Below are 24,796 nucleotides of genomic sequence, written 5' to 3' on the forward strand. Positions count from 1 at the left end.
GGCGAGCAGAGCGGCATTTCGGTCGAGCCGCGCGCCAGTCGCTCCGGCGCGGCGGCTAGAAGGGAAAAAGCCCGCCGCCACCTCAAAGGCTGGCGGCGGCCCATGTCCAGTTTGCCGCTCAGGCGAAGATCAGCTGATCGCCGAGCTGGGCCGCGGTGAAGTTGGTGACGATGATGCCGCCAGAGCCGCCGAGCGCGGTCGTGCTGATGACGACGCTGCTGCCGCTATTGGTGAAGGTGAGCTGCCCGGCTCCGATGCCCTCGAAACGCAGATAGTCGAAATTGTTGGCGCTCTCGCCGAAGCCGTCGACGACGTCGAAGATCCCGGCCTCGAAATCCGCAGCGAGCGTCCAATACTGGTCATTGCCGGCGCCACCAGCGGAATAATCCTTGCCGGCCCCGGCGATGAGCTGGTCGGAGCCTTCGCCGCCGAAAAGCTGGTCGGCCCCGCCCTGGCCATAGAGCCAGTCATTACCGAGCTGGCCGTACAGGTGATTGATGTTGCCGTCGCCGATCAGGTAGTCCTGCTCGACCGACCCCGTCAGGGCCTCGACGCCTAGCAGCGTATCGCCCTGGGCATCGCCGCCGACGCCCATGCCGACATCGAGCCGCACCACGACACCATTGAGCGAGCCGTCATAGCGCGCGAAGTCGAAGCCGGACCCGCCGACAAGCCAGTCGGCGCCAGCGCCGCCGTCGAGCTGGTCGCTATCGGCTGCGCCATCGAGATAATCCGTGCCTGCTCCGCCGAGCAGCGTGTCGATGCCGGAGCCGCCCAGGAGCGCGTCATTATCCGCACCGCCATCGAGCGTGTCGCTGCCGCGCCCGCCATCGAGATAGTCGTTGCCGGCATTGCCGACGATGGTGTCGTCGCCATCGCCGCCATCAAGCACATCCGCGCCGGTGTCGGCATCGCCGATTTCCCCGAAAGTGCTGGCCTTGCTGCTCACTTCCGGCAGGTCCGAGATGCCGTTGTTGGTGTAGTTGACCGTCTTGGCGTAGCCAGCCGGCACGGAAAACGTTCCGCCGCCGTAGATCGTGTCGTTGCCGGCGCCGCCGAAAATAGTGTCCGCCCCGGTCCCGCCTTGTAGAAAATCGTCTCCCAGCCCCCCGAAAATGGTATCATCACCACCTTCGCCATTCACGTAGTCGAAGCCCGATTGACCAAATATCAGGTCGTTTCCAATCCCGCCGAGAATGACATCTGCCTCAACAGTCAAGCTTCCAACGATATCACCGTCACGTCCACTTGCAGAATTATCGCCGTAGACAACATCATTGCCGCCGAAAGCAATAATATAATCCTCTTGTGACCCGCCTTCGATATAGTCAATTTTTGCACTTGCAAAAATATAGTCATCGCCATCAAAGGAAAAGATATCCGTTGCTAAGTTAGGTACGTCAAAAATTTCAGACCGACCTGCAACGCCTTGATAGATTCTCTTGTTTGAAAACGACATTAAACCATCCTTATTTAGAATTTAAGCGCTGTCGCGACATTACAACTTTCCGTTACGGGATCGCCTCGGTTCGCTAGGACTTTTGATCGGCCAGTAGTGGCCGCTTTGGGTGGGATATCAGGGGACGTTGACAGCGGAACCAATTGTACCGGCACGGATGATGGCGTCACCGAAACCGTCGCAGAGAAGGTCACGGCGACGTCGTGCAGTGGCACCAGTTCAAACTCCTGGATCAGGGTGCTCAGGAAGCGCGTTAACAGGTATTCGGCCTGATGGCGCCCAATGCAGTGTCGCGCTCCCGCGCCGAACGGCATGGCGCTTGCGATTGACGCGGCGGGTCGCTCACCGCCTGGTCCCGCAGCGAATCGGCAGGGGCTGAATAGCCGCGCGTCCGCGAAGAGTGCTTCGTTCAGGCCTACGGCGGTCTTCATCCACATCACATTCGTCTTGGCCGGGATGCTGATCCCCTCCACCTCCATCGAACGCGTCTCGGATATCTTCGAGCTAAACGGAACCGGCGGAAATAGGCGCATCGTTTCGTGGACGATGTTCAGCACGAAGGGATCCCCTGCGATCTTGCCTGCATCTCCTGCCTCGAGCACGCGGGCTCGGGCCTCGTCCTGTACATGCGGATTGCGGGAAAGCAGGTAGAGCGCCTGGGCCATGGTGTAGCTCATGGCGTCGGTTCCTCCGGCAACGAGCGAGATCAACTCCTCGACGCATTCGTGGTGACTCCAGGTCACCGTGGCGCCTGGATCAAGCTTCAGCCTGACAAGCCTTTCCAGCACATCCCACGGCTCGTTCCCTCCACCGCCCAAACCGCGTTGCAGCCGTCGCTCCAGAACGGCCTCAAGATGTGTGAAGAGGTAGCGATATGCGGCTCTTGCCCGCCTCGCTCTGATCGGGAACAGCCATCGCACGAAGAAGGGATGAAACGCCCGGAAGCTGATCGCCTCCTCAAGCTCTCCAATGGCAGCCAGATATGCGCCGAGGTCCGACCGGTGCTCCCACTCGTCGCCGCAGAGGAATGAACCCAGGCTAGTCGCGCTCCAGTAATGGAGGTCGGCCTTCAAGCTGCCATGCCGGGTCTGCCCGGATCGCCAGCTTCGGAGATAAAGCGCCGAGACTTCCTCCAGACGACCAGCACCTTGCTGCACGGCTTTTGGTGTAAACTGCGGATTCATCTGTTGCCGATGGGCGGTATGCCTCTCGCCCCTCCTCAAGCCCATCAAGCTTCGAGGCAGCACGGTGCTATCGGCAACCCGGTTTGAATCCATGTCCTTATGGCCAAGGTCCTTCGGCGCGACCGAAAGCGATACAAACGGCGTGTTGCCCCACGCCATGTGGATCTTCACGACCGGGCCGTACACCCGATGCAACTCCACCAGCGCCCGATCACGAGCGCCATGATTGTGGAGGAGGAGAAACTTAAGGCTCCCGACGAAGAACGACGGCTTCGGGCCGGGAATGTGGGCATATCGTCGAAGCTCGAGGCATCGGAACGCCACACCCAGCGCCAAGACGCCGACCGGGGCGAGCGCCACGAGAAGCCATGCTTCGGGGGAAGACAGCATCCGGGCAAAGGCCAAGATTGCCACGACAAGCACAATTGTGATGACGAAACCATAGAGGCATTCGTACAGTTTCAGGAGTGCCGCGGCGCTCTTCATAACGGGTCTCCGGCAGGGCGACACAACCCTTGCGCGGAACTAGGCAGAACGTGACGGCACCCGTCCTGAAACCCGAACGAAAAACATCCGAAATTTACCCGAAATTCAACGGGATCAGGCTTGTCCTTGATCGTGTCTGTCTCGCTGCCGCCACCGTCCGGTGGCTCGATGCCCGCTTCTGCAGGCGCCCATGACATATGGATCGCGGCACCGCGATAGCGACGCCCGAAGGAGAAGACGGCCTGACATGATCCTGCAGGGCGCGAGGTCTCGATGATGCGGCGCTGGTATCGGGCCGAGGCCCGGGCGCTAGCTGAAGACCGCCGCCCTGACAAAGACTGCCTTAACGGCCGACCTTGACCCAGCCCATCCGGTGCAACGGGGCCAGCACCGCCGTCTCGAAACGGGCGCGATAGGCAGCCTCGTCCGACATACTAAGCGCCCGCAGCGGACGCGCCAAGAGCGCCAGATCCCGCTGCCGCAGATGGGTATCGAGCGCCTGCGCCTCGGCCAGGCGACCGGCGCCATGCAGTGCAACCAGGCGATAAAAAAGCCGTTCCTCAGTTGGGAAATTGAGCCCGGTAGACGTCAGAAAATCATCGGCTGCCTCGCCCGGCTGCCCCGTCATCAGCTTCGCCAAGCCCAGTAAAACCCTCCAGCCTGCTGAGTACTGGTGAAGAGGGCTTTCCAGTAATGCGGCCCGCAGCGGCGGCTGGGCGGATTCGGCATCGCCCAGCATCAGACGCATGATACCGACATTGGCACGGTCCACGACTCGGACGGGATCTGCGCCGGCGCGCTCGTAGAAAACCATCGCTTCGGCGAAGCGGCGGTGTTGCCGCAGGACGGCCGCCTGGGCCGCTAGCGAAAGGGTCGCCTCAGGCTTTGCCGCCATCGCCTGGGCGGCAAAGCGCTCCGCCTCGCGCAAGTCCCGCTCCGGGTCCCGACTGGCACCGGTGGTCCGCAGATTCGCATGGACGAAGGCCGCCTCGGCGGCCGCTTCCGCCAGGCGCGGTTCGAGCGCGAGCGCACGGAGGAACAGCGGCAGGCTCGCACGCAGGCGTTCCTCATAAGTCCCGCCGCCCTGCTGGGTGATGCGCCCATCCGCCAGCAGTCGCCGCGCCTCGTCCCGAGAGGAGGGCGCAGCAGATGCCACAACGGACGGCGCTGCCGGAGGAGGCGGGCGGTATGCGCCGATCCAGGCGGCAGCCGAAAATACGAGACCGAAGCCTCCCACGACAAGGGCGGCCCAGGCCACGCGGCCGCGCGGTCGACTGCCAGAGGGCATCGGTGCTTCCGAGCCGGGCGGCGTTGCGGCATCGGGGCCTGCACCCGGTGTGAGCAGCGCTGAGGGATCGGCGGCTGGCACAACCGGGCGCAACCGCGTCGCCATCACATAGCCCCGCCGTGCGTGGGTCTGCAGCATGCCCGCCTGGGTGGTTCCCAGCGCGCGCCGGATTTCCGAAACACATTGCGTTAGGCTGTCGTCCGAGACCGCAACATCACCCCAGACGACGGTGAGCAAGGCGTCACGCGACACGATCTGGCCGGCATGGGCGAGCAGATGCGCGAGCACCGCCGTGGTCTTGGGGCGCAGCACCACCTCCCGCGCCTCAGCAGTCAAAACCCCGCGCGTGAGGTCGAGGACGAAGCCATCGAAGGCGAGGAGGGGGCGCGGCGATTCCAGTTGGTCAGTCATGCCCACCAAAGCAATCTAGGCCTGCCCGTTTTCGAGCGAAGTGGATGCCGGTTCGCGTGAAGAGAGCGAGTCAAACAAGGGCTAGGGCAATTGAACGATCCAGTTGGATCGAAAATTGCTCTAGAGATTCCTCCACGCGCGCCGCGTTTTACAACGCCTTCAAGACCCAAGCCCATCGGATCCGCCGCCCCACCTCCGTCCGTTCCGAGCCGAAGCCCATCGGAGGTGGGCGGTGGCCACCGCGGCCGCCTGACGAATGCGGCCGGGCAGGGGTCTTGCGGTCACCATGTGCGAACCTGACAACACCCGCTTGCGATCGGATCAGCCTGTCACATTACGGAGGCGTCGGATGCCAATTCTGACCGTTCTTGCGTTTTGGTCGCCAAATCTGTCCACGCATCGCGAAATCTGTCTATGCTGCGGATGCGAACGGCTGACGCGGCCGGGATGGAGGCATATCGATGGTCGTGCCTGTGATCGAGCCTGCTCTGCCGGCGATGTTCGATATTGTCCGGGCAAGGCACCCGGGGGACTTGGACGGCCGGTTGCGCGTAACCGAACGCGTCGCCAAATCGGACCGCATCTACACCTATCAACTTCAGAACCGCGCGCTTTGGAGCGCGAAGTTTGACAAGCCGATTTTTACACTCGCGACCCGTACCGCTGGTTCGATCCTGGCAAGCTACGCCGACAGCAGCTTCGCAACGGATGTCTCCGTTGAAGGCGACGAAGGCGATCTTTTTTGCTTCACGACGATGCTCCTCGGACACATGACATTGGTCCAAAAGGGCAATTCAACGACGGCCAGCGACGGTCGCGGCCTCGCCTGGAGACCAGGCCCTGGGGGCCGGCTCTTGATCAGCGATGACAGCGCACGCACGAATGTCTTCTTCAAGGTCGCCGATGTCGAGGATGCGCTGGAGCACATGCTCGACGAGCGCCTCCGACGGCCACTCGAATTCGAGCCCAATCTCGATTGGGGCATAGGGCTTGCGGCCAGCCTGAAGCGCCAGGTTGATTTTGTTATGCATGAGTTTCAGCGACAGGACGGTGTGGCCAGCAACCCCGTCGCACTGGCGTCTTTGACGGACCTGCTGATCTCGCTGGTGCTTCGCGGCGTGCCACACAACTACGTCGATCAGTTGAACGAGGGAGCTTCCAGTGTAGTCCCGGCCTATATTAGGCGCGCGGAGGACTTCATGCGCGCAAATGGCGCGGAGCCGATCCGCATGCCGCAGGTCGCCGCCGCCGCTGGGTGCAGTGTGCGAACGTTGGGGCATGTGTTCAAGCACTTCCGCGGCAATACGCCCCTTGGCGTGCTGCACTCCATCCGACTTGAGTTAGCGCGTGACGATCTGACTCTTGGCGCATCGGGAACCTCTGTGGCCACGGTCGCGCGCCGCTACGGTTTTACCAATTCATCCCGCTTCGCCACCGCCTTTCGCCGCCGTTTCGGCGAGACGCCATCTGAGGCCGCGCTACGCTCATCGCGCTCCTCCAGTTGAGTGCTGCAAAGTCACGTTTAGGTCCAAAGCCCACTCGGCCAATGCGGCTGACCTCTTGCCACCGTCGCTGAAATACCTCTGAGCGTCTGCCGATGGCCCGTCTCAGAACCTGACCCTCAATTGCGCGGTTCCGCCGATGCGGCGGGTGTTCCCGGAGAGTTCCGAATCGACGCGCATGCCGAGGCTGACGCTCTGGCTGAGCCTGATGTCGGCGCCGGCGGCGAGAAGCGCCGTATTCCGGTCCGCCCTGGCACCGATGGCCGCGAAGCTCGCGCCGGGCAGGCCGTTGAGCGAAGCAGCGAGGTCGGCGTCGCGCTGGTAATAATGCGCCCAGGCGGCGCGCACGAAGCCGGTGACGGGAGTAGCGCCGGCCAGCAGGTTGGCGTCGAGCTGTAGCCCGAGCTCGCTGCGGCTGGTCATGTCGGAACGCCCCGCCAGCGTCAGCGCGCCGGCGGCGGCACCGGTTCCGTCACCCTCAATTGCGACGGGGCTGCTCGCGCGCACCGCCTGAAAGGCGGCGAGTGGCGAAAGAGTGAGGCCGCCCCAGTTTGCCACCGGCAGGCTCGCTTCGACCCGGCCGCTCCAGGCCTGCGTCGCGTAGGAGGCGGTGACGCCCGTGCGACCGAGCGCGGGAATGGCACGGGTGGTGTCGGTGTCGAGCCTGGCATAACCGAGTGCGGCGGCAAGGTTGACGGTGCCCAGCGTGGTGCGGCCATGGAGGCCAGCCTGGAAGACATCGGCCTCGGCCTTGCCGAGACTGCCCGAAAGCGAGGCGCGCGATTGGCCGCCCGCGACCGCGATGCCCGCGACCGTGTTGGAGCCGAGCCGGATGTCGACGCCGACCGCGAGATGAGCATCGGAGAGGTTGCGGTTCGCCGAGCCCACCGCCCGGTCGCCGTCATTGCGTCCAGTCGAGCTGAAGGTTGCGCCCCAAAGCGAGAAACGCGTCGGATCCAAGGTCGAACGACCTGGGCCGCCCTGCCTTGAGGGCAAGTCGGCGGTGAAGCCGGCAGCGCCGCCGGGGCCGTTCTGGGAACCGGCGAGGCGGCCTGTCTCCGAGCCGTCGAGCATGGTGCCGAGGAACTGGCCAGCCGCGCTGTTGGCCACGGCTGGCGCTGCGGTATGGACCTCGCCCGAGAGCTGGTTCACGGCGGCGGGGATCGCGGTAGCCGGCAGGTTGTAGATTCCAAAAAGACCCGAGGGGTCTGCGCCATTGGCAACCGCGGCATCGATGGCCGAGGCGACCGCATAAGCATTAGCCGGGCGGCCGACGCCAAGTCGTGGCGATGGAGCGGACGGGACGAAAGGCGGGACGACGGGGTCGATGATCGGCGCAAGCGGCTTCGGCGTCAGCGTCAACTGCACGTCGTTGCTGGTGTAGCTCACCGCGCTAGTGACGCCGTCGCCGAAGGAGCCGGTCGTGTCGACCGTGCCGAAGGTGCCACTGCGCCCGCCCGCTGCCGCGAGCAGCGTATAAGGCGTCGAGAACAGATAGGCGCCGCCCAGCGGCACGATCCGCAGCGTGCCGCCCAGCGCGGCCGTGCCGCTGACGTTGATCCGGTCGGAGACGGCGCCCTGCACTTCGGCGAGGTAAAGCGAGCCCGCCCCCAGCACCAGGTTGCCGTTGACCGTCAGCGTGCCCGGCGAGTTGCCCGGCGCCAGCGTGCCGTTGACCGTCAGCGACGGCAGTTGCCCCGAGCCGCCCAACGTCGCGCCGGCGGCGACCGTCACCCCGGAAGACGATGCGATCGAGCCGTTCACGATCAGGACGCCGCCGGTGACCATGGTCGCGCCGGTATAGGTGTTGGCGCCCGCGAGCGTGAAGGCGCCTGTACCGACCTTGGTCAGCGAACCTGTGCCCGAGAGCACGCCCGCGAACGTCGTGCCACCATTGTCCGAGCCCGTGCTTAGCGTCGCTGCGCCCAGGGTCACCGCGCCTGCGCCCGCAATCGAGCCGATCGCCTGGTTGAAGCCATTGAGATCGAGCGAGGCACCGGTCGCAAGGGTGAGGGCCGAGCTCGGTGCGAGGCTGCCCGCAGCCCCAGCCAGCAGGGTGCCGGCATTGACCAAGGTCGCGCCGGTGTAGCTGTTGACGCCCGAGAGTGTGAACGTGCCCGTTCCGCTCTTGGTGACAGTGCCCGAGCCCGAGATGGCGCCGCTGATGGTGCCGTTTCCGGAGCCTTCGAGGCTGAGCGCATGGCCGCCCGTAGCGATCGCGCCGCTGAAGGTCGCGGTCGTGTCCAGCACACGGATCGCGCTGGAGCTGGTCAGGGAGATGTTGTTGCCGATGGTGCGCGCACCCGTGGTCGACAGCGTGCCGCCATTCAGCGTGACCAAACCGGTGCCAAAGGCCGCGTCATTGGCCGCGACGATCGAGCCGGCACCGATCGTCGTACCGCCGGCATGGACATTGGCGCCTGACAGGGTCAACGCGCCGGTACCGACCTTGGTGAGGATCACCCCAATATCGATCCTGCCGGCATAGGTGGTGTCCGAATTCAGGCTGCCAACCGACAGCGCACCGAAGTCTATGGAGCCATTGCCTTCAATCGAACCGATCGACAGCGTGTTTGCGGATAAACTCCCGCCCTGGCCGATGAACCGCGAGCCCGCAGCCGAGACGCTGGGACCGCTGAAAATGACGAAGCTACCTACTGTTGCAATGAGCGTCGTCGCGCCGGTAACCGTGCCGCCGATCGCAATCGCCCCACCCGCTGCCGCGATCAGCGTCTGCTCGACGCTCGAATTATTGGTGATGGCCTGTACAACCAAAGAATGGTTCGGGGTCATCGACAGTGTGTAGGCGAGCGCGTTGCTGTTGTATTGGATTGACGTGATCAAATTGTCGGTTGTGACAGTGACATTTCGCACCGCCGTGGGGCTGTTGGTGAAGGTCGCTGTGCCGTTTGTCGGCACCGCTCCGCCAGTCCAGTTCGAATTGAGGTTGAAGTCGCCCGTGGCGCCCAGCCATTCGGCAGCCTGGGTGAGAGCCGGAGAGCCGGCGGCAAAAGCCGTGACACTGACCCCGAGCAGCAGCGCGAGACGCAAAGAGATAGTCGTATTGCGATGGAGCATGCTCGGCGAAGGCCTTCGTCTTCTGAATGGGATCAAAGGATCGTTGTCGCGGCTGCAGTTTGCAGGTCGACCGATGGGGACGAAGACAAATCCAGAAGGGCCCCGGTTTTGTCGCCGAATATGTCTAGCTGCGGCCGAATGTGTCTAACGTAGCGGAAGATCGGGTAATCAAGCGCGGAGCGACCCACCACTGTTTGAAATAGGGAGCGCGGCCAATGACCACGATTGAAGCAGTCCGCCGCGGTCTGTTGCTACGATTACGGGGGTGGACTGGCAGCGCCGAGGTTCCACCGCATCGTCCGGAGGCGACATCATGCTCGGAGACGGTGGTTCAACCACGGTGCACAATTTCCAGCGATCAGTCGAAACTCTCCACGTCGTCGGCTTCATCATCGTGCAGCATCTTGCTAAGCAGGACGTAACGGTTGATCGTTGTAGGCGTAACGTCGAGAGTGCATCTCTCGCGCAATTTGGCCGCCTCCTGATGCACGACCAGTCGCATCTCCTGGGGGTGGATCGCGTACGCCGCGCTCCAGATTAACATGCGCTGAAGATTGAGATCCCAGCTCAGGCACGCGGTTTGGATCCGTGTCAGTGGCTGTTTCGACTGACTGGGCTCGGCGGCTGCGACCGCCATCGCGGCGAGTAACATCAACAGTTTCAGGAGTGCCGCGGTGCTCTTCATGACGGGGTCTCCGGCAGGGCGACAACATGGCCCTTGCGCGGAACTAGGCAGAACGTGACGGCACCCGTCCTGAAGCCCGAACGAAAAAAATCCGAAATTTACCCGAAACTCAACGGATCGGTCTAAAACATCCCGAGCTGGTCGACCGCAACCGGGTCGGCACTCCCGCATTCATGCCGCTGAAGATCGAAGCGCTTGTCCAACGGGCAGTATTAGAGCGAGGTTGATGTTCGCAACGGGTCGCGAGCGGGCCTCGAACGCCCCAGCGGGGAACGTCCGGTTTGGGGCAGTAAGCCAATGTCCGCAGTTGGCGCGAAGCGCCATGCGGAGCTAGTGGTTCATGACGGCCTTTAGGAAGACGGATTGGGAAGCAAATCAGCTTCCGGTCGCGAGCGGGCATGCGCCGCCGAGGCGGCCGCGGCTGCGGTCGAGGCGTCGGCGCCTGCCAGGGTCTGAACGGCCACCATGGAATCGGCGAACGCGATGCCGACTGTGGGGAATGTCGCGACCATCTTCTTCACCGCCATGCGCTGGACATAGCTGGGCTGAACCGGGCGAACCGTGAATTTGAAGCGGACGAGGAGCGCATTGTCGAGGATGTCGGCGACGCCCTGCATGCGCAGGGGAGCGAAGAACTCGTCCTTGAATTCCGGGTCCTGCTGCATCTCGTCGCCGATCTTCTTCACCGTTTTGCGCAGCTTTTCGAGATCGGTGTCGCGCTTGAAGCGCAGGTTGAATTTCACAGTCGCCCAGTCGCGGCTGAAATTGGTGATCTGGCCGAGCTGCCCGAAGGGGATGGTGTGGATCTGCCCATTCTGATGGCGCAGGCGGATCGAGCGCAGGGTGAAACCCTCGACCGATCCCTTGGCTTTGCCGCAATCAATGTATTCGCCGACCCGGAAGGCGTCGTCGCTGAGATAGAAGACACCCGAAACGATATCGCGCACGAGCGCCTGGCTTCCGAACGAGATGGCTAGCCCGAAAACCGAGGCGCCGGCCAGTAGCGGGCCGATGTTCACGCCCAGCTCCGATAGCACGATCAGCAGCGCAATCACGCTGATCGTGACTGCAAGGACGACGCGCAGCAAGGGGAGTAGGGTGGCGAGCCGCGAACTCCCCATGTTGGCTTCTTCCCCCGCGTGGGGGCCCGCGCTCGTCGCGACCGGAGTATGGCGGCGGGTGACGAAATCGATGAGCTCCCAGGCCACAAAGGCCAAGAACAGAGTGATCCCGGTCGCTAGTGAAGAGCGCGTCAGTGCCCGCCAACCCTGAGCATCAACCAACCCGAAAACGTCCACGATCCAACTCTGTGCCACGATCGCGATGACGCCGATCAGGATCGCGACGCGCAGGCAGCGCAGCACAACGTCGAGCACCCGCCGCGGCTGCGGCGCCGATGAAGGCAGAGAGTCCGTTGCGGTAGGCGCCTCGCCGTCCGGACGCGTGAGATACCGCACGAGGGTCTGCAGGCTGATCAGAACGATGAGCGCGTTCAGTGTCAGCAGGACCGCATTGGGCACGGTGTAACGGATGCTGACGGCGCCGTAGATCTGGGTCAACCCCAAGAAAACGAACAGTGGAATCGCTACATAAAGCCAGTTCAGGCCAAGGCGGCGCCCGAAGCTCCGCTGCTCCTGGCTCTGCGACAGGGTGGCGAACCAGCGCGCCATCGGCGCGCGCGATGCCGCCGCCGTCGCGATGGCGAGGCTCACGCCGATCGTCGTTGCCAGAAGCTGGCCGGCGGCGACGGCTTCCGGCGGGGCCTGCGTCGCGATCAGCAGACGGATCACAATGCGCAGCGAGCCGATCACAAGGATCAGCAACGAAATTCGGCGGCAGACCGTTGCCGCATTCTCGTCGTCCATATCGGCAAGGCGGGCACCGGGAAGCCCGGGACGCAGGACAAGACGGAACAGCAACACATAAAGGCGCCAGGCGAAGATGCCGGCGAGAATCCCGACAGCCAATTTGTCCTGCCCGCTCGCGTGGGAGAACCAGATTCCGATGGCGCCGTAGCTGACGAGCCAGACCGCGCCGATCGCCAGGACATCGATCGCTAGAAGACTGATCAGGGGGATCATCGCCGCAAGGCCGCGTCGCCCCGCCGCATTTGCGTTCAGCCGCTGTCGAAGCGTTCCGAAGACGGCCCAGATGCCGCGTTCGGCGCCGAGCGCAGCCAGCGCGGATGCGAGCAGCAAGGCCAGGAAGGCGGGGAGGCTGCGCCCGCCGCCCGACTCGCTGATTAGCGCGGGTAGCGCGATCAGGCGCTCCGCAAGCTCGGGAAAGGCGGCGAGCGCCTGTCGGCTGTGTGCGACGAATTCGCCGACGCGGCCCTCGACATCAGCATCCGGAACAGTGGCCGGAGCAGCGCGCGGGGCTGGGGCGCCTTTCTCGGTCTGACGGGCGTCTAGTTTGCGAACGACGGCATCGCTGATCGCATCGACCAGAGCGTCGAACTGCTCCTTGCCGATGCCGGCCGGAGGTTGAGGTGCCTGGGCGAAAGCGGGAGGCACGAAGCCCGCGACCGTGCACAGCAGGAAGCAGCTATAGAGCCACGCAGCCAAGCCCGCCATGCCCCCTCGCGCCGGCTGGCGACGGAGGTGCCCAGGCGACGCGAGTCGATCACTGCCCATCTGCCCCCCCAGTTGAGACTCTTTCGTCACCAGCGGCTTCGGCCGCTCGCCTTTAGTGGCCGCTGAGGACGAGGGTCCTGATCGGCAGCACTTGCGCCTGAATGCGCAGGAGCAGGGCATGCACCAGCCCGACCGCGTCCACCGCATGCAGGACGATGCGCCGGAAGGTGCTGGTATCCTTTGCTGCGATCACATCGTGATTGCTGGTGTAGGCATTGGCGATGCAGCTCGAACCCGGCGTCACTCCGTCCAGCCCGCCCGGGTGGAGCGGCTCGAGATAGGCCAAGATCGTGCCCGGGCGTACTACCTGCTGTGCGTCGATCAGTTGTTCGCCGCTGCGGACCTGGCCGGCGGCGATGAAGTCCTGCACACCTGTCACCACCATCGGGATCACCGTCCACGGCTTCGAGACGCACGTGGCCTCGGCGACCATGCCGACCTTGATCACCTGCGCCTCGATCTGGTTGAAGCCGGCCTGTAATCCGACCCGGCCGGCCTCTGCCGGAATGATGGTCCCGGCCGGACGCATGAAGGGGTTGACGATATCGCCGGCCCGCAACGTGAATTGCTCGACATGCCCGGTAAAGCCGGCCCGCACCACGGTCTTGCCCAACTCCACCTCGGCCTGCGCCAACGCCGCCTCAGCGCTGGCGCGCTCGGCCGGCAGCAGCGTCACGATCTTTGTCTGGGCCGCCGCCTGCGAGGCCGTCGCGGACGCAACCGCGGCCTCGCGGCCGGCCACGATGTTCTCCAGCCGCTCGATTTCGCGGGTCGCGACGATGTCGTCGTTGCGCCGCTTCAACTCGCGCTTGGTCTGCAGTTCGTCGAGTGCCTGCTGCAGCGCGCTCCTCGCCTCCTGGATCTTGCCGTCAAAAGCGAGGATATCGGCCTTCGCGACAACCAGCGTCGCCTCGACCTCGGCGATCTTGCGCCGAGCGGCCTCGACGGCCGCCTCCTGGCTCTTGCTGTCGAGCGTGAAGATCGGCGCGCCCTTTTCGACCTTCGCGCTGTAACCGACATGGACCTGCGCGACGCGGCCATTGATCTCCGGCACGATCGGCACGCTCCGGAAGAACACCGTGGCGCTGCTCGTCGACGGATGGTTGTAGAAGATCACCGTGATCAGGCCGACCGTCAGCATGACGCAGGTGACGATGCCCCAGCGCAGTTCGAACCAGACCGAATAGAACGTGATCTCCTTGCCCAGCCGCTTGCCCTGGCCGTATCGGCGGTAGAGGTAATCCGGAACGATGGTGAAGAGCGCGCAGACGAGAAGCTCAAGCATGGTTCTTCTCCTCGATGCCGGCGCTCGCGTCCCGCGCGTTCCCCTCCGGCCCGCGCAGGGCGGCCTCCGCGTCCGATGCAGCGTCGCCACCCCGGCCCGGCGCGATATCGGCGATTTTCTCAAGGGAGCCGGCCATTCGGCCGAACATCCCCGGAATGTCGGGCAGGTCGATCAGCGCGAGCAGCAGCCCGGCGACCCAGAAGGCATGGACATGTGTGAAGAGCGCAAGCAACCCGAGAACGGCGACGATCTCGAACTGGATCTTGTGCGTCTTGTGCGCCATCCGCTCGGGCAAGGTGTGCAGGCGTAGGAAGAGCAGGCCGATGCCTAGTACGGCGCCGATCAGGATGACCGCCGCGGCGACCATCAGGTAGTCCGTTCCCCCGGGTGCGGTGATGAAGCTCGGCAGGTGGTGAGGGGCGGCGGCGTTCATGGCGATATCCCTGGTTTCGGGAAGCTACGGGCAGACCTACTGCTTGAACCCGATCAGGACTCCGTCAGCTCCCAGTGAAAGCTGCAAGCCTCTCCTTTGCGTCGCGAGGCGCATCATCACGCCCTTGGCATTGCGCAGCCAGAGCGTGCCGCGGCCCTGGCCGCCGATCGCCCAGCCCTCGCGGATCTGGACATAGGCGCCCGCGATATCCTCGACCTGGTTCAGGCCATAGACTGAACCGGTTGCCGTAAGCCGCGAGGCGCCGATGCCGCCGATGCCGAGTCCGCCGACGGTGAGGTCATAGCTGCGGTTGCGGAAGCGGAGCGTACCGCCGCCGATCGCCCCCGAGCCAATGAAGGCGACCTGGAGCTGCTTGATGCGAACGGTGGCGCTGGGCGGGCCGCTGGGGCGGGCTTGTGCGTAGGCGCCCCCGCCAGCCAGCAGGAGGCTCAGAACGAGGGCGGCGATCCTGACAATCATGATGTTCTCCGGATGGTTATTCTTTGCGCGTCTCGGGGCTGCGGAATCCAAACTTGGTTCGGGAGGTCGGATAGTCGCCTTTTTGGATCCGCCGCCGGTTCGGGTTTGAAGCGTGGTGTGTCCAGGTCATAGAAGGCAATGCACGACCGAACTTTCGTTGGCAGGCCCTATCGATAGTGATCCAGTGTCGCCTCGACTTCGGCCGCGAGTTCGTTCATCAGGCCGCGATATTCGGCGATGCGAGCCTCCTTCACGGGGGACGACGATTGCTCCCAGTGCAGAAGTGCCGCTTTGGCTTCGGCGAGATCGGCGCAAAGCGAACAGAATTCCTCGTTCGTCCTGGCGAGTTCCTCAATGGCATGTCCCCGATCCGGAAAATGGGCGACGGCGACCAGCAGGTTTCGATCCATGATGCAAACCGGACGGCTGCTTGAGGCGATGCGGATGCACCGCCTCACGATCGGGAGCATCGCGCTGTAGCCGGCAACCCGGGAGTAGTTTACGGTAGGATACGCTGGCTCAATGTCGGAACGGATCTGGGGGTCCTATGCTCGACGGCCGCAGCATCGCCGATGGAACGGATCAGGCGCGGGGGTTGCCTTCGGCAGACGACGTGCGGGCGGAGCTTGACCGGCTCATCGCGAGTCCCGAGTTCAACATCCCGGGCCGGGCCAAGAAATTCCTGCGCTATATTGTCGAGGAAACGCTGGCGGGACGCGCTGCCCGCATCAAGGCTTATACCGTCGGAACGGAGGTCTTCGACCGCGATGCCGCTTTCGATGCCCAGAACGACCCGGTGGTGCGGATCGAGGCCGGGCGACTGCGGCGCGCGCTGGAGCGCTACTATTTGATCGCCGGGTCGGCGGATTCCGTCACCATCTCCATTCCAAAGGGCGGTTACGTGCCGCTTTTCGAGCTGCGTGCCGCCCGCCAGGCCGCACCGTTAGCCCCAGTGTCACCCGCGCCCGACACGGCTTCTATGCCGCCGCAGCGACGTATGGCCTGGCTCGGAGCCGGCGTCGTCCTATCCTCCATTCTGTTCATCGGTAGCGCCCTGTTGAGTGGCTCACGCGACGGTCCCAAGCCGACTATCGAAGCCCCGGCAGTATCGACGCTTGCCATCACGCCGTTCGCCAATCTCGGCGATATCCCGGAGGCGAAGATCTATGCCGAAGGGCTGACCGAGGAGGTCATGAGCCAGGTCGCGCGCTTCAAGGAACTGTCGGTCCTCGGGCGCGAAACCTCTCGGAACATCCCGCCCGGCGCCGATGCCGCGCAGATCTATCGTACGCTTGGTGCCAGATATGTGCTGGAGGGAAGCGTTCGCGCCGCGACTAGTCAGCTGCGCGTTACTGGCCGGCTGCTCGATGCCAGGACTGGGGCAGTGTTGTGGTCGCAGAGCTATGACAACGACCTGCGCGCACGCGATCTCCTCACGATCCAGAACGATGTGGCGCAGAAAGTCGCCACTGCCATTGCGCAACCCTACGGCATCATCTTCCAGGCCGACGAACTACGGACCGGCGCGAAGGCGCCGGACAATCTCGAGGCCTATGCCTGCTCTCTGAGGTTCTACGGCTACCGAACCACACTCTCTGCCCAGAGCCATGGCGCCATCCGCGGCTGCCTTGAACAGGCCGTCGCCGCCAATCCCGGATATGCAACCGGCTGGGCCATGCTATCGATTTTATATCTCGACGAAGACCGCTTCGGCTTTAACCCAAAACCGGGCTCGTCAGCAGCCATTCAGCGCGCGACAGACGCAGCACGCCGCGCGATCCGTCTCGATCCCGCCAATGTGCGTGCGCTTCAGGCGCTCATGATGGCTCTGTTCTTCACCCAGCAACCGGCCGAAGCATTCGAGATTGGCGAGCGGGCTGTGGCCTTGAATCCGAACGACACTGAGTTGCTTGCCGAGCTCGGAACGCGCGTGGGGCAAATCGGCGCCTGGGCCCGCGGCACGGCGCTGCTGGAGCAGGCCCTTGCCCGCAATCCCGCGCATTCGGACTATTATCATGGGGTCCTAGCCCATCACGCCTATATGCAGCGCGATTATCGGCGCGCCGAAGCGATGATCCGGCAAGCAAGCTTGGACAAGTTCCCGCTCTACCATTTCGTCGCCGCCATCATCTACGCCCAGCTCGATATGAAGCCGCAGGCGGCGGCGGCGAAAGGCGAGTTCCTCCGCCTGCTGCCGAAATTCTTCGAGGATTGGGAGCATGAGATGGCCAAGCGCAACTACCGACCGGAAGATGCCATCCACCTGGCCGAAGGCGCGCGGAAAGCCGGCTTTCCGTTGCCGAACAGGACGGCGGCGGAGACCGCTTTCGGGGTGGCTTCTCCGCAGCACTGAGGGCCGCAGCCATCCCGAACATACAGGATGCTACATGCCATGTAGCCGCGCCGCTGCTAAACGGGAACAATGCGATCCGGTATTTCGAGGCGGCCAAGAGCAAACTTCCGACAGGCCAGCTGCCTCCGGCGCGATGGGGTCTTTTCGGGTAGAGCGGGGCGACGGCAGTGTGCAGGGCCACAGCGGCGTACGTCAGAATTCGAACCTGGCTCATCGCAGCGCTTGCCGTGGCGGTGCTCGGAGCAGGTTGCGGCACCCGGCCGGAGACTGGCTTCCTCACCCCGGTCGCAGCTATTGACGCAGAGGGGACGGCCCACACGATCCTGGTTGCGACGACCCGCAAGCGGGATGAGCGGCCGGGCACCTTCTTCGGCGGCGAGCGCGCAACGCCCCTCGATTTCGCCAGGATCGAGGTATCAGTGCCCCGCGGGCACCAGTCGGGCGAAATCGAATGGGCCTCGACGGCGCCGGGGAACGCACAGACCGATTTCGTCGTTCGCCGCGCCGGCTATCTCGACGGGGAGAAGGCGTTCGTCCGATCGCTCAATGCGCAGCTCGCCGCGCGTCCGCGCGGCAACCGCAAGGTGATGCTGTTCATCCACGGCTACAACACGATGTTCGCCGAGGGGCTCTACCGTTTCGCCCAGGTCGTTCACGACGCCAAATCGCCCGCCGTGCCGGTGCTGTTTACCTGGGCGTCGCGCGGTGAGCTGACGCAGTACGTCTATGACAACAACAGTGCGACGACGGCGCGCGACGATCTCGAACGGACCATCCGCCTGATCTTCGCGAGCGACGCCGAAGAGGTGAATATCCTGGCCCATTCGATGGGCAACTGGGTCACCGTTGAGGCCCTTCGGCAGATCAAGATCTCCGGCGGGCTGGCGCAGATCAGCAAGCTCGGTAACCTCGTGCTCGCGGCGCCGGATATCGACGTCGATGTCTTCAAGTCGCAGATGCGGCGCTTCGGCAAGCCCAGGAAGCCTTTCTTCATCGTCCTGTCGAAAGACGATAAGGCGCTCAGCGCCTCGCGCTTCATCGCTGGAGGCCAGGAGCGTCTCGGTGCCGGGAGCAACGCGGCGGAGCTCGCCGCACTCGGCGCCGTCGTCATCGATCTGTCGGACGTTGCGGCAACGGACTCGTCTAATCACGGAAAGTTCGCTCAGCTCGCAGCAATCGCACCGCAATTGGAGCGCGCATTGGCACAGGGCGTCGATAGGAAGCCCGGCGCCGCTCAGGAGGCAGTGGGAGACTCCCTGAGCGCGGTCGTTTCGCTACCGATCAAGATCCTCGGTCTCCCACTGAGGATCATCGCGCAATAGCCCACACGAGCCGACGCAGAGCGACCGGAGAGCTATTCGATACCCTCACTCAAAACCAGCGGAGGAGACACTCATGACGATGACGTTTTCTGGTCTTGCGGCCTCGGCACTGCTGGGCGTGCTCATGAGCCTAGCCCAGGTCCAACCTGCGGAGGCTGTTGTGTACTGCAAGACGGTTGGCATCCCGAAAGGCTGCGTCGCGCGGGTTGGAGCTCCCGTCGCTCGCCGCGCCGTCGTGACCCCCGGTTTAGGTGCGGCCGGCGTTGGAATACGACCCGGCACGCCGATGAATCGAGGCGGACCGGTAAACCGAGCCGGTAGGCGCTAACCACCGGCTTTGATCTCGCTTCTTCCGGGGCGATTGACAGTGTTCAACCGCCCATATGCCAACTCGCAACTGGCTCCGAGCAGCTAGCGGCGCACCTAGATTTTGGAAGTGCCGCCGATGCTGGCATGCAAGCCGATAGCGATGAGGCGGTGGAATGACGAATGACGTTCATCGCCGCGCTACCGTTCGACCACGATGGAATCGAAAATTGTTCGTAAAATCTGCAAAATGGAGACATCCGATGTTGAAGAATATGAGCATGATCATGGCAGTTTCGCTCGCGCTGGGGGTTGCGGGTTGCGCGACCAATCCGACGGTCACCAGCCAGACGGTCATCGTTGCCGGTATCGGGCCGGTGGAAGTCGAGCGACTTGATGTCGAGGTCGCCGCCGTAGATCCCGCCGAGCGCATCGTGGTTATTCGGCAGGGCCGCCAAACATGGCCGGTTGCGGTGCCGGAAGTGTTCGGCAACCTGCAAAACATCGGCCCCGGTGACAGGGTCGAGGTCCAGCGCGTCGAAGGCGTGATCCTTGGCGCCAAGCGCGCTCGCAAGGGTGCCAAGCCTGCGATCATCTATTCGGAGGCGGCCAGCGACCCCTCCTTCCAGAACCTGCCGGAAAAGTTCGTCGTGCGGTCGCTGACGGTGACGGCGAGGTTCGAGAATTTCGATCCGACAACCAACGTTGTGAACTATGTTGGACCGGCCGGAGCGCGGACCCATACCGTGTCGGACCCGGTCATCCTGAACGATCTCAGGCGCCTGAGGCGTGGCGACATGGTCGAATTGACCTTCGCGCAAGCCTTCCACTTCCGGAAGTACTGAGCCCTCGGCTCACCGAGGTGTATGGATGCCGGGGTCGGGCGCGAGCTCAAATCCAGAAGGAGGCGAGCATCGCATCCAGCTCCGGCAAGAGCGCCGGAGAACACATCTCCAGCAATATGCTGAGGCGGAGGTTGGCGCATTGAATCAGCGCCGGATGTTCGATGAGTGGCCCATTCCGGACGCAGGGAACGCCCGCTTTCCGGCGATCTAGTGCAGCTCTAGACCGGAAGACAAAACTGTCCAATCGTGGACGCTAAAGATGTCCGCCTATGTGGCTTTCCATTGACCAGCTGCGTGTTTCCAGCGGAAATGCCCGGAGCGCCCCACAACCGGCACGCGGTCAGTTCCCCCATGGGCGGATAGTGATGGGATTTTCCATTCATAGACAATAATCCGTGGGAAAAGCCCTAGGTTGCGTCCTATTTCCCTTGCGACTTCAGCGTGAAATCTAGATCGATCTTGAGAGAACTCAAAGACGACAGCGACAAAAGAATGCTGCCAAGGCTGCGGGTAATACAGGTAGGAGACATCCATCTCGTCCGAACGGCGAAGACGGAGCGCCATCTGGACGATAAGGATCCACGCTTTCCGAGCGGGGTTCGCAACCTCATGGCAGGCTCCCCAATCAAGACAGTGTTTCGCACGCTCCATCGACTCATTGAGCAAGAACCCATCGCTTCGCTGTTGTTTATGGGCGATTTCGCCGAAAAGGGAGATCTTCCTGGTTTTGAAGCCTGCGTGCGCTACCTTGCTGAAGCGCTCCAAATCGGATCTGGCCGGCGCCTAAGTGCACTTCAAGTCGGATTCATATCTGGCAATCATGACATTAGCCGCGACCTCGCGGCGAAACCTGGCCTACGTACGAAATTTCTGCCGCTGCAAAAAGCCATGGCGGAGCTGGGCCTGCCAAGCCTTCCGATTGAGCAGCCCATCTGGCTCAACACTACCGAAGGAAACAGTCGAATAGACATTGCTCTTCTTAACAGTTGCTGGGGGTGCGGCGCCAAGGAGTTTATACCAGAAGAGTTCCGCACAGAGATTTCCAACGCTATCAATACTGCAATTAGCCAAGGTCTCGATGAGCGTGCGACCACCGCCTATTACGATCGCCAACTCGATACGCCGGCTTTCAGCAACAACACTGTGCAGTACCTGATCGATGCCGTGCCCAAATTGCCCGGTAGTTCCCTGATATTGGCCTGCGCTCATCACAATCTTCTGCCGCAGCATATGCCACGGCTCGCGCCCTATACCGAGCTAGTCAACTCTGGCGTAGTACGCCGCGCACTTCTCGCCTTGGAAAGACCGGTTCTCTATCTCCATGGTCATATTCATGACGATCCAGTCGAGATAATTCAGACGCCCACGGGAGGGCCTCTTGTCTGCATTTCTGCACCTGAGGCGTCCGAAGGCTTCAACGTTCTAGAGCTCGTCTTCACTCAATCAGGATTGCCGCTAACCTGCTACCTTCGACCCTGGCGCTTCGATGGGGGCGTATTCCACGAACGGACCAGGCGAGTGATTCCGATTAGCGGCAGCCGCCGCAAGCCCTCGGATCCCTCCTTGTCGGCCATTTACCAAAAGATCGTTGCCGAGCGAGACTGCTACTGGCACGCGCTCGTAGGTTGCGCAAAGACAGTTGGAGCACCTGAACCTGATGGGGCCACCGAGGAAGCCCTCGAAACGCTAGTCTCCGACCAGCTCATTACGATCGAGAACTATGATCTCGACCGAGAGCATTGGATCATAAGGTCTAGACTATGAATCTGCGCGATCTCAATCCATTCCGGCCCACGCGCTGGGAACATCAACGCACCGGCCATCATCTAATCTGGTTCGCCAAGACCGCCGAAGAGCTGACTGGGGACAAATCAGTATATATTCGAGGGAGCCGCGGCAGCGGTAAAACTACCCTTTTGAAAAGCATCTGTTGGGAGGATCTCACTCGGAATCCATCGCTTATTAGGCAGCGGAGCTTGACTGATTTTGCATACATTGGCGTTTATATTAAGTTCCCCGATCACGTCAGCATGTCTCTTTCTTACTCGGATTGGGGTAAGATCTATCCCCAATCTCCCAATCCCGAGCTCGAAATGCACCGCTTCTTCTCACTTGCGGTTGAGCTTGTCTGTCTCGATCGGTGCCTGACCGCATGCCACGAGCTTCGCGTCGACGGTGCGGTCAGCCTGATGCCTAGCGAGGAGCACGCAATCGTCAGCGCAGCACTCAATGAATTTCCGGCCCTCGGCGCCTTTTCTGATCAGCTTAGCAGTTTCCACGGCCTCGCGCGGGTGGCGCGCACGATTGTGCGCGAAATGAACCAAGCTTGCGGACGAGGTAATATCGCGGCGCTTAATCACCGTTTACCGGCCCGCGAGCCTGGTGAGCTACTCAAGTTCGTGACTGAACGACTAGCCGAGGCCATATCTCTCACGAACGACCCTCATGGGGGGGCAATTGGATTTAAGTTCTGTCTCGATGATTGCGAAGTTCTGAGTTCAGGTCAGCAAAAAAGCCTCAACACGCTGGTCCGTATAAGCAAGCACCCAGTATCCTGGGTCGTAAGCTCGGTTGGCTCGTTCTTCGACACATCTGATACATTCATCGACCAACAGCCGCTTACCGATCATGATCGCCGCATAGTGCCACTCGATTCTCGGAGCTCCGACGAATTCCGGGCTCTCTGTCAGGCCGTTTTGTCTCTGCGCCTCTATTTCGCCGTGAGTCAGGAGGCGCAAACAGCCTATACAGGACAAATTCAGGAGTACTTCCCGCTTGATACGCGGCTTGGCAAGCGCAATGTCAATGATCTCTTTGCATCCCTCATCGATGAGTCAAAGAGTGTATACGCCACGCGCGTCGAGCACGCAGCCAAACGCCTTCGTGAAGCACTAGTACAGCGATTTGATCGCTATCGCGACAAATACCCAGCTGAATCTACCGGCTACCCCTATTACGAAGCCTATGTTTTGCTGCTTTGGAATGGGCGAGAAGATGCTTTCAAGGTCGATTTTGATCGTGGCGATGAAGAGCGGATGCTGTCGCTTGTCGATCGCTTCGATAACGGCTCGTTCGAGGCTTGGCTGCGGCGCAAGCAAGCGGCGGCGCTTCTGCATTTTGCGGCCAAGCTTGGATCGCGCCGATTACCGCTTGGCGGAACTCCTATCATAATTTCACTTGCTGACGGCTCGGTGCGAGATTTCTTGGAGATCATCGGTGAAATTTTCGAGTCTTACTGCCGACGCCAACGCATTGACCGGGGTGATACTGCGGCACTCGACTATTTCGCTTCGTCACGCACGCGCATTGGCTGGCCCATCCAGACCCGCGGCATCTATAGCGCAAGTGCCTCATACCTGAGCGGTATCAGCAATCGGTCCGAACTCGACGCAAGCGTCGTCACTCGCTTCATCGATGGCCTGGGGTTGTATACGGCGGCGCTTCAGTCGAATCCCAATGATCCCTCGGTCCTAGGCCGCGCGGAAAGGGGCATCTTCAGCGTCCGAATCCCGCATATCGCCGGCGATGATGCTAAGCAGCAATTGGACGAAGAGCTTGTTTGGAATGTCATTCGTCAAGCTGAGCTCGCCGGCTATATTCGCACTCAATCCGTGAGGTTCGGGGCTGGCGCAGCTAAATATGTGCTCGACAACGATGCGCGGATCATAAATTTCCGCCTTCACCGGCGATTTGCCCCACATTTTCGCTTTTCTTATAGGGGCGCATATGAACCAGTTTCACTGGCATTCGAAGATGTCGCACTGCTGCTCGACAGAGTGAATCAGATCGATTCGAAGAGCTGGGTGCAGCGCATGCTAAACCGCCCTGCGCGGCCCGATTTTGGCGAACAACTGAAATTCGATCTCATCCTGGCCCCCGAAGATGACTGACACGCTTGCTATCGGTCGGCTCTCACTTCGCCAGCGGCAGCTTGTCGCGGGCGAAATCCTCGTGGGCCCTTATGACCTCGTTATTGTCGCGGTGAGTTGGGAGGCCCGTAACGCTACCGCACTTCAAGCAATTGGCGGGACGACAATTGAGACTCTGATGATCCGCTTCGAGTCTCCCAAACCCACGGTTGACGCCAAGAAGGATGCCAGCCAAGCGGCTCTCGAGGCGTTGTGCCCGAATAACAAAATACTTCGGCTAAGTCGATCTATAGCGTTTGATAAGAATAGTACCGATCTAGAAAACGAATTGCGCGATCGCTTTCTGGCCAAAGGAAGGCCTCTGCGTATCCTAGTCGACATCAGCTGCATGCCCCGATCCTATTTGAGCTTCCTGTGTGGGCTCGGATTCGCCAACGATTATATCTGCCGCTTCGACTGCCTCTATTCGGAAGGCCAGTATGATATGAGGGGTTCGCCTAGCCCTGGGGGACCGCTGTCGATCATTTCTGAAGGAGAATGGACGTCGCTCCAGATACCATACCTTGAAGCAAGCGAGACATTTCCTGTTGAGCGTGACCTTATTGTAATACTTGGTGGAGAGATCGGATATTCTCTGCCGTTTATCGAGCGCTACGAGCCTAACCGACTCAGCATCGTTTTTATTCGTGATGGCCTTGACCCGGAAGCTCTCACAGGCAGCGAGAGAGCGGCGTATAGCGAACTCACCTCTGAGCCAAACTTAATGCGGGAAGACTTCGCCATTAACGACATGATTGGTGTAGTCGCACACGTGTGGCGCTTCTGCACGACAGATTGCGGGCGTCCCGTTATTGGCCTTGCGATCGGTTCCAAAGCGCAGTCGCTCGCGCTCGCTCTTGCCGCGCTGGACCTCGACAATCTTGAGGTCGTATGCAGGATACCCAGCGCCTATTCTGACCGTGATGTCGAGCCGAGCGGCCGTATTTTTTTCTACGGTATTGAAGACCGTTTTGAGCCCATGTCTTACCTCCCAGAGGAGCCTGCTAAGCTGGCCAAAGCGTAAAAGGGCGGGCCGCTGCAAAATTAGATGATTTTGTTAGCCCTTAAGATGCGCTGGATTGCATCAATTCCGGCCCTCGATGTCGAAAATCGGATGTCCGCTTTCTCGACGCATTCT

General features: G+C 62.0%; 17 protein-coding genes. 7 read left to right on the plus strand and 10 right to left on the minus strand.

The window, feature by feature from the left end; translation table 11 throughout:
* Positions 1–118: 118 nt before the first annotated feature.
* From BLM15_RS29765 to BLM15_RS29775, 3 genes are all read right to left on the minus strand, one after another.
* Entirely contained in the window at positions 119–1,459 is a 1,341-nt protein-coding gene (locus tag BLM15_RS29765; RefSeq protein ID WP_126116541.1) for a calcium-binding protein, read from the minus strand.
* Between the two features lie 14 nt (positions 1,460–1,473).
* A complete protein-coding gene (locus BLM15_RS29770; protein WP_126116542.1) occupies positions 1,474–3,129 on the minus strand; it encodes a cytochrome P450 in 1,656 nt (551 codons plus the stop codon).
* A 343-nt stretch (positions 3,130–3,472) separates the two neighbouring features.
* Complete coding sequence (locus BLM15_RS29775) at positions 3,473–4,828, minus strand: winged helix-turn-helix domain-containing protein (RefSeq protein ID WP_126116543.1); 1,356 nt, start codon at positions 4,826–4,828, stop codon at positions 3,473–3,475.
* 461 nt (positions 4,829–5,289) lie between these two features.
* Between BLM15_RS29775 and BLM15_RS29780 the strand changes: the two genes are divergently transcribed.
* Positions 5,290–6,333, plus strand: coding sequence for an AraC family transcriptional regulator (locus BLM15_RS29780; RefSeq protein ID WP_126116544.1), 1,044 nt, complete (start codon positions 5,290–5,292; stop codon positions 6,331–6,333).
* A gap of 102 nt (positions 6,334–6,435) precedes the next feature.
* Here BLM15_RS29780 and BLM15_RS29785 read toward each other — a convergent pair whose 3' ends face one another.
* The 7 genes from BLM15_RS29785 to BLM15_RS29815 all read right to left on the minus strand — a co-directional run bounded on the left by BLM15_RS29785 (position 6,436) and on the right by BLM15_RS29815 (position 15,394).
* Positions 6,436–9,408 carry an autotransporter outer membrane beta-barrel domain-containing protein gene (locus tag BLM15_RS29785; protein WP_126116545.1) on the minus strand — a complete coding sequence of 991 codons (2,973 nt, stop codon included), beginning with the start codon at positions 9,406–9,408 and terminating at the stop codon, positions 6,436–6,438.
* A 358-nt stretch (positions 9,409–9,766) separates the two neighbouring features.
* Positions 9,767–10,093: a hypothetical protein gene (locus BLM15_RS29790; RefSeq protein ID WP_126116546.1), complete on the minus strand. Its 327-nt coding sequence runs from the start codon at positions 10,091–10,093 to the stop codon at positions 9,767–9,769.
* A gap of 350 nt (positions 10,094–10,443) precedes the next feature.
* A complete protein-coding gene (locus BLM15_RS29795) occupies positions 10,444–12,666 on the minus strand; it encodes a mechanosensitive ion channel family protein (protein ID WP_164547729.1) in 2,223 nt (740 codons plus the stop codon).
* Between the two features lie 112 nt (positions 12,667–12,778).
* Positions 12,779–14,011: an HlyD family secretion protein gene (locus BLM15_RS29800; RefSeq protein ID WP_126116548.1), complete on the minus strand. Its 1,233-nt coding sequence runs from the start codon at positions 14,009–14,011 to the stop codon at positions 12,779–12,781.
* Positions 14,004–14,444, minus strand: a complete 441-nt coding sequence (locus tag BLM15_RS29805) for a hypothetical protein (protein ID WP_126116549.1) — start codon at positions 14,442–14,444, stop codon at positions 14,004–14,006. Before BLM15_RS29805 ends, BLM15_RS29800 begins: the two co-directional genes overlap by 8 nt.
* A 36-nt stretch (positions 14,445–14,480) precedes the next feature.
* Positions 14,481–14,924, minus strand: coding sequence for a hypothetical protein (locus BLM15_RS29810; protein ID WP_126116550.1), 444 nt, complete (start codon positions 14,922–14,924; stop codon positions 14,481–14,483).
* Positions 14,925–15,091: 167 nt separating this feature from the next.
* Positions 15,092–15,394 carry a hypothetical protein gene (locus BLM15_RS29815; protein ID WP_236846845.1) on the minus strand — a complete coding sequence of 101 codons (303 nt, stop codon included), beginning with the start codon at positions 15,392–15,394 and terminating at the stop codon, positions 15,092–15,094.
* A gap of 77 nt (positions 15,395–15,471) precedes the next feature.
* On the opposite strand from BLM15_RS29815, the gene BLM15_RS29820 reads away from it, so the two are divergent.
* The 6 genes from BLM15_RS29820 (at position 15,472) to BLM15_RS29850 (ending at position 24,682) form a co-directional block, all read left to right on the plus strand.
* Positions 15,472–17,277, plus strand: coding sequence for an adenylate cyclase (locus BLM15_RS29820; protein WP_126116551.1), 1,806 nt, complete (start codon positions 15,472–15,474; stop codon positions 17,275–17,277).
* A gap of 227 nt (positions 17,278–17,504) precedes the next feature.
* Positions 17,505–18,599 (plus strand): alpha/beta hydrolase, encoded by a 1,095-nt coding sequence (locus BLM15_RS29825; RefSeq protein ID WP_236846846.1) that lies wholly within the window; start codon positions 17,505–17,507, stop codon positions 18,597–18,599.
* Positions 18,600–19,081: 482 nt separating this feature from the next.
* A complete protein-coding gene (locus BLM15_RS29835; RefSeq protein ID WP_126116552.1) occupies positions 19,082–19,750 on the plus strand; it encodes a hypothetical protein in 669 nt (222 codons plus the stop codon).
* A gap of 459 nt (positions 19,751–20,209) precedes the next feature.
* Entirely contained in the window at positions 20,210–21,514 is a 1,305-nt protein-coding gene (locus BLM15_RS29840) for a metallophosphoesterase (RefSeq protein WP_126116553.1), read from the plus strand.
* Entirely contained in the window at positions 21,511–23,640 is a 2,130-nt protein-coding gene (locus BLM15_RS29845) for an ORC-CDC6 family AAA ATPase (protein WP_126116554.1), read from the plus strand. The genes BLM15_RS29840 and BLM15_RS29845 overlap by 4 nt, the downstream gene beginning before the upstream one ends.
* Positions 23,633–24,682 carry a hypothetical protein gene (locus BLM15_RS29850; RefSeq protein ID WP_126116555.1) on the plus strand — a complete coding sequence of 350 codons (1,050 nt, stop codon included), beginning with the start codon at positions 23,633–23,635 and terminating at the stop codon, positions 24,680–24,682. The genes BLM15_RS29845 and BLM15_RS29850 overlap by 8 nt, the downstream gene beginning before the upstream one ends.
* Positions 24,683–24,796: the final 114 nt, after the last annotated feature.

Source organism: Bosea sp. Tri-49 (assembly GCF_003952665.1).
Classification (GTDB): Bacteria; Pseudomonadota; Alphaproteobacteria; order Rhizobiales; family Beijerinckiaceae; genus Allobosea.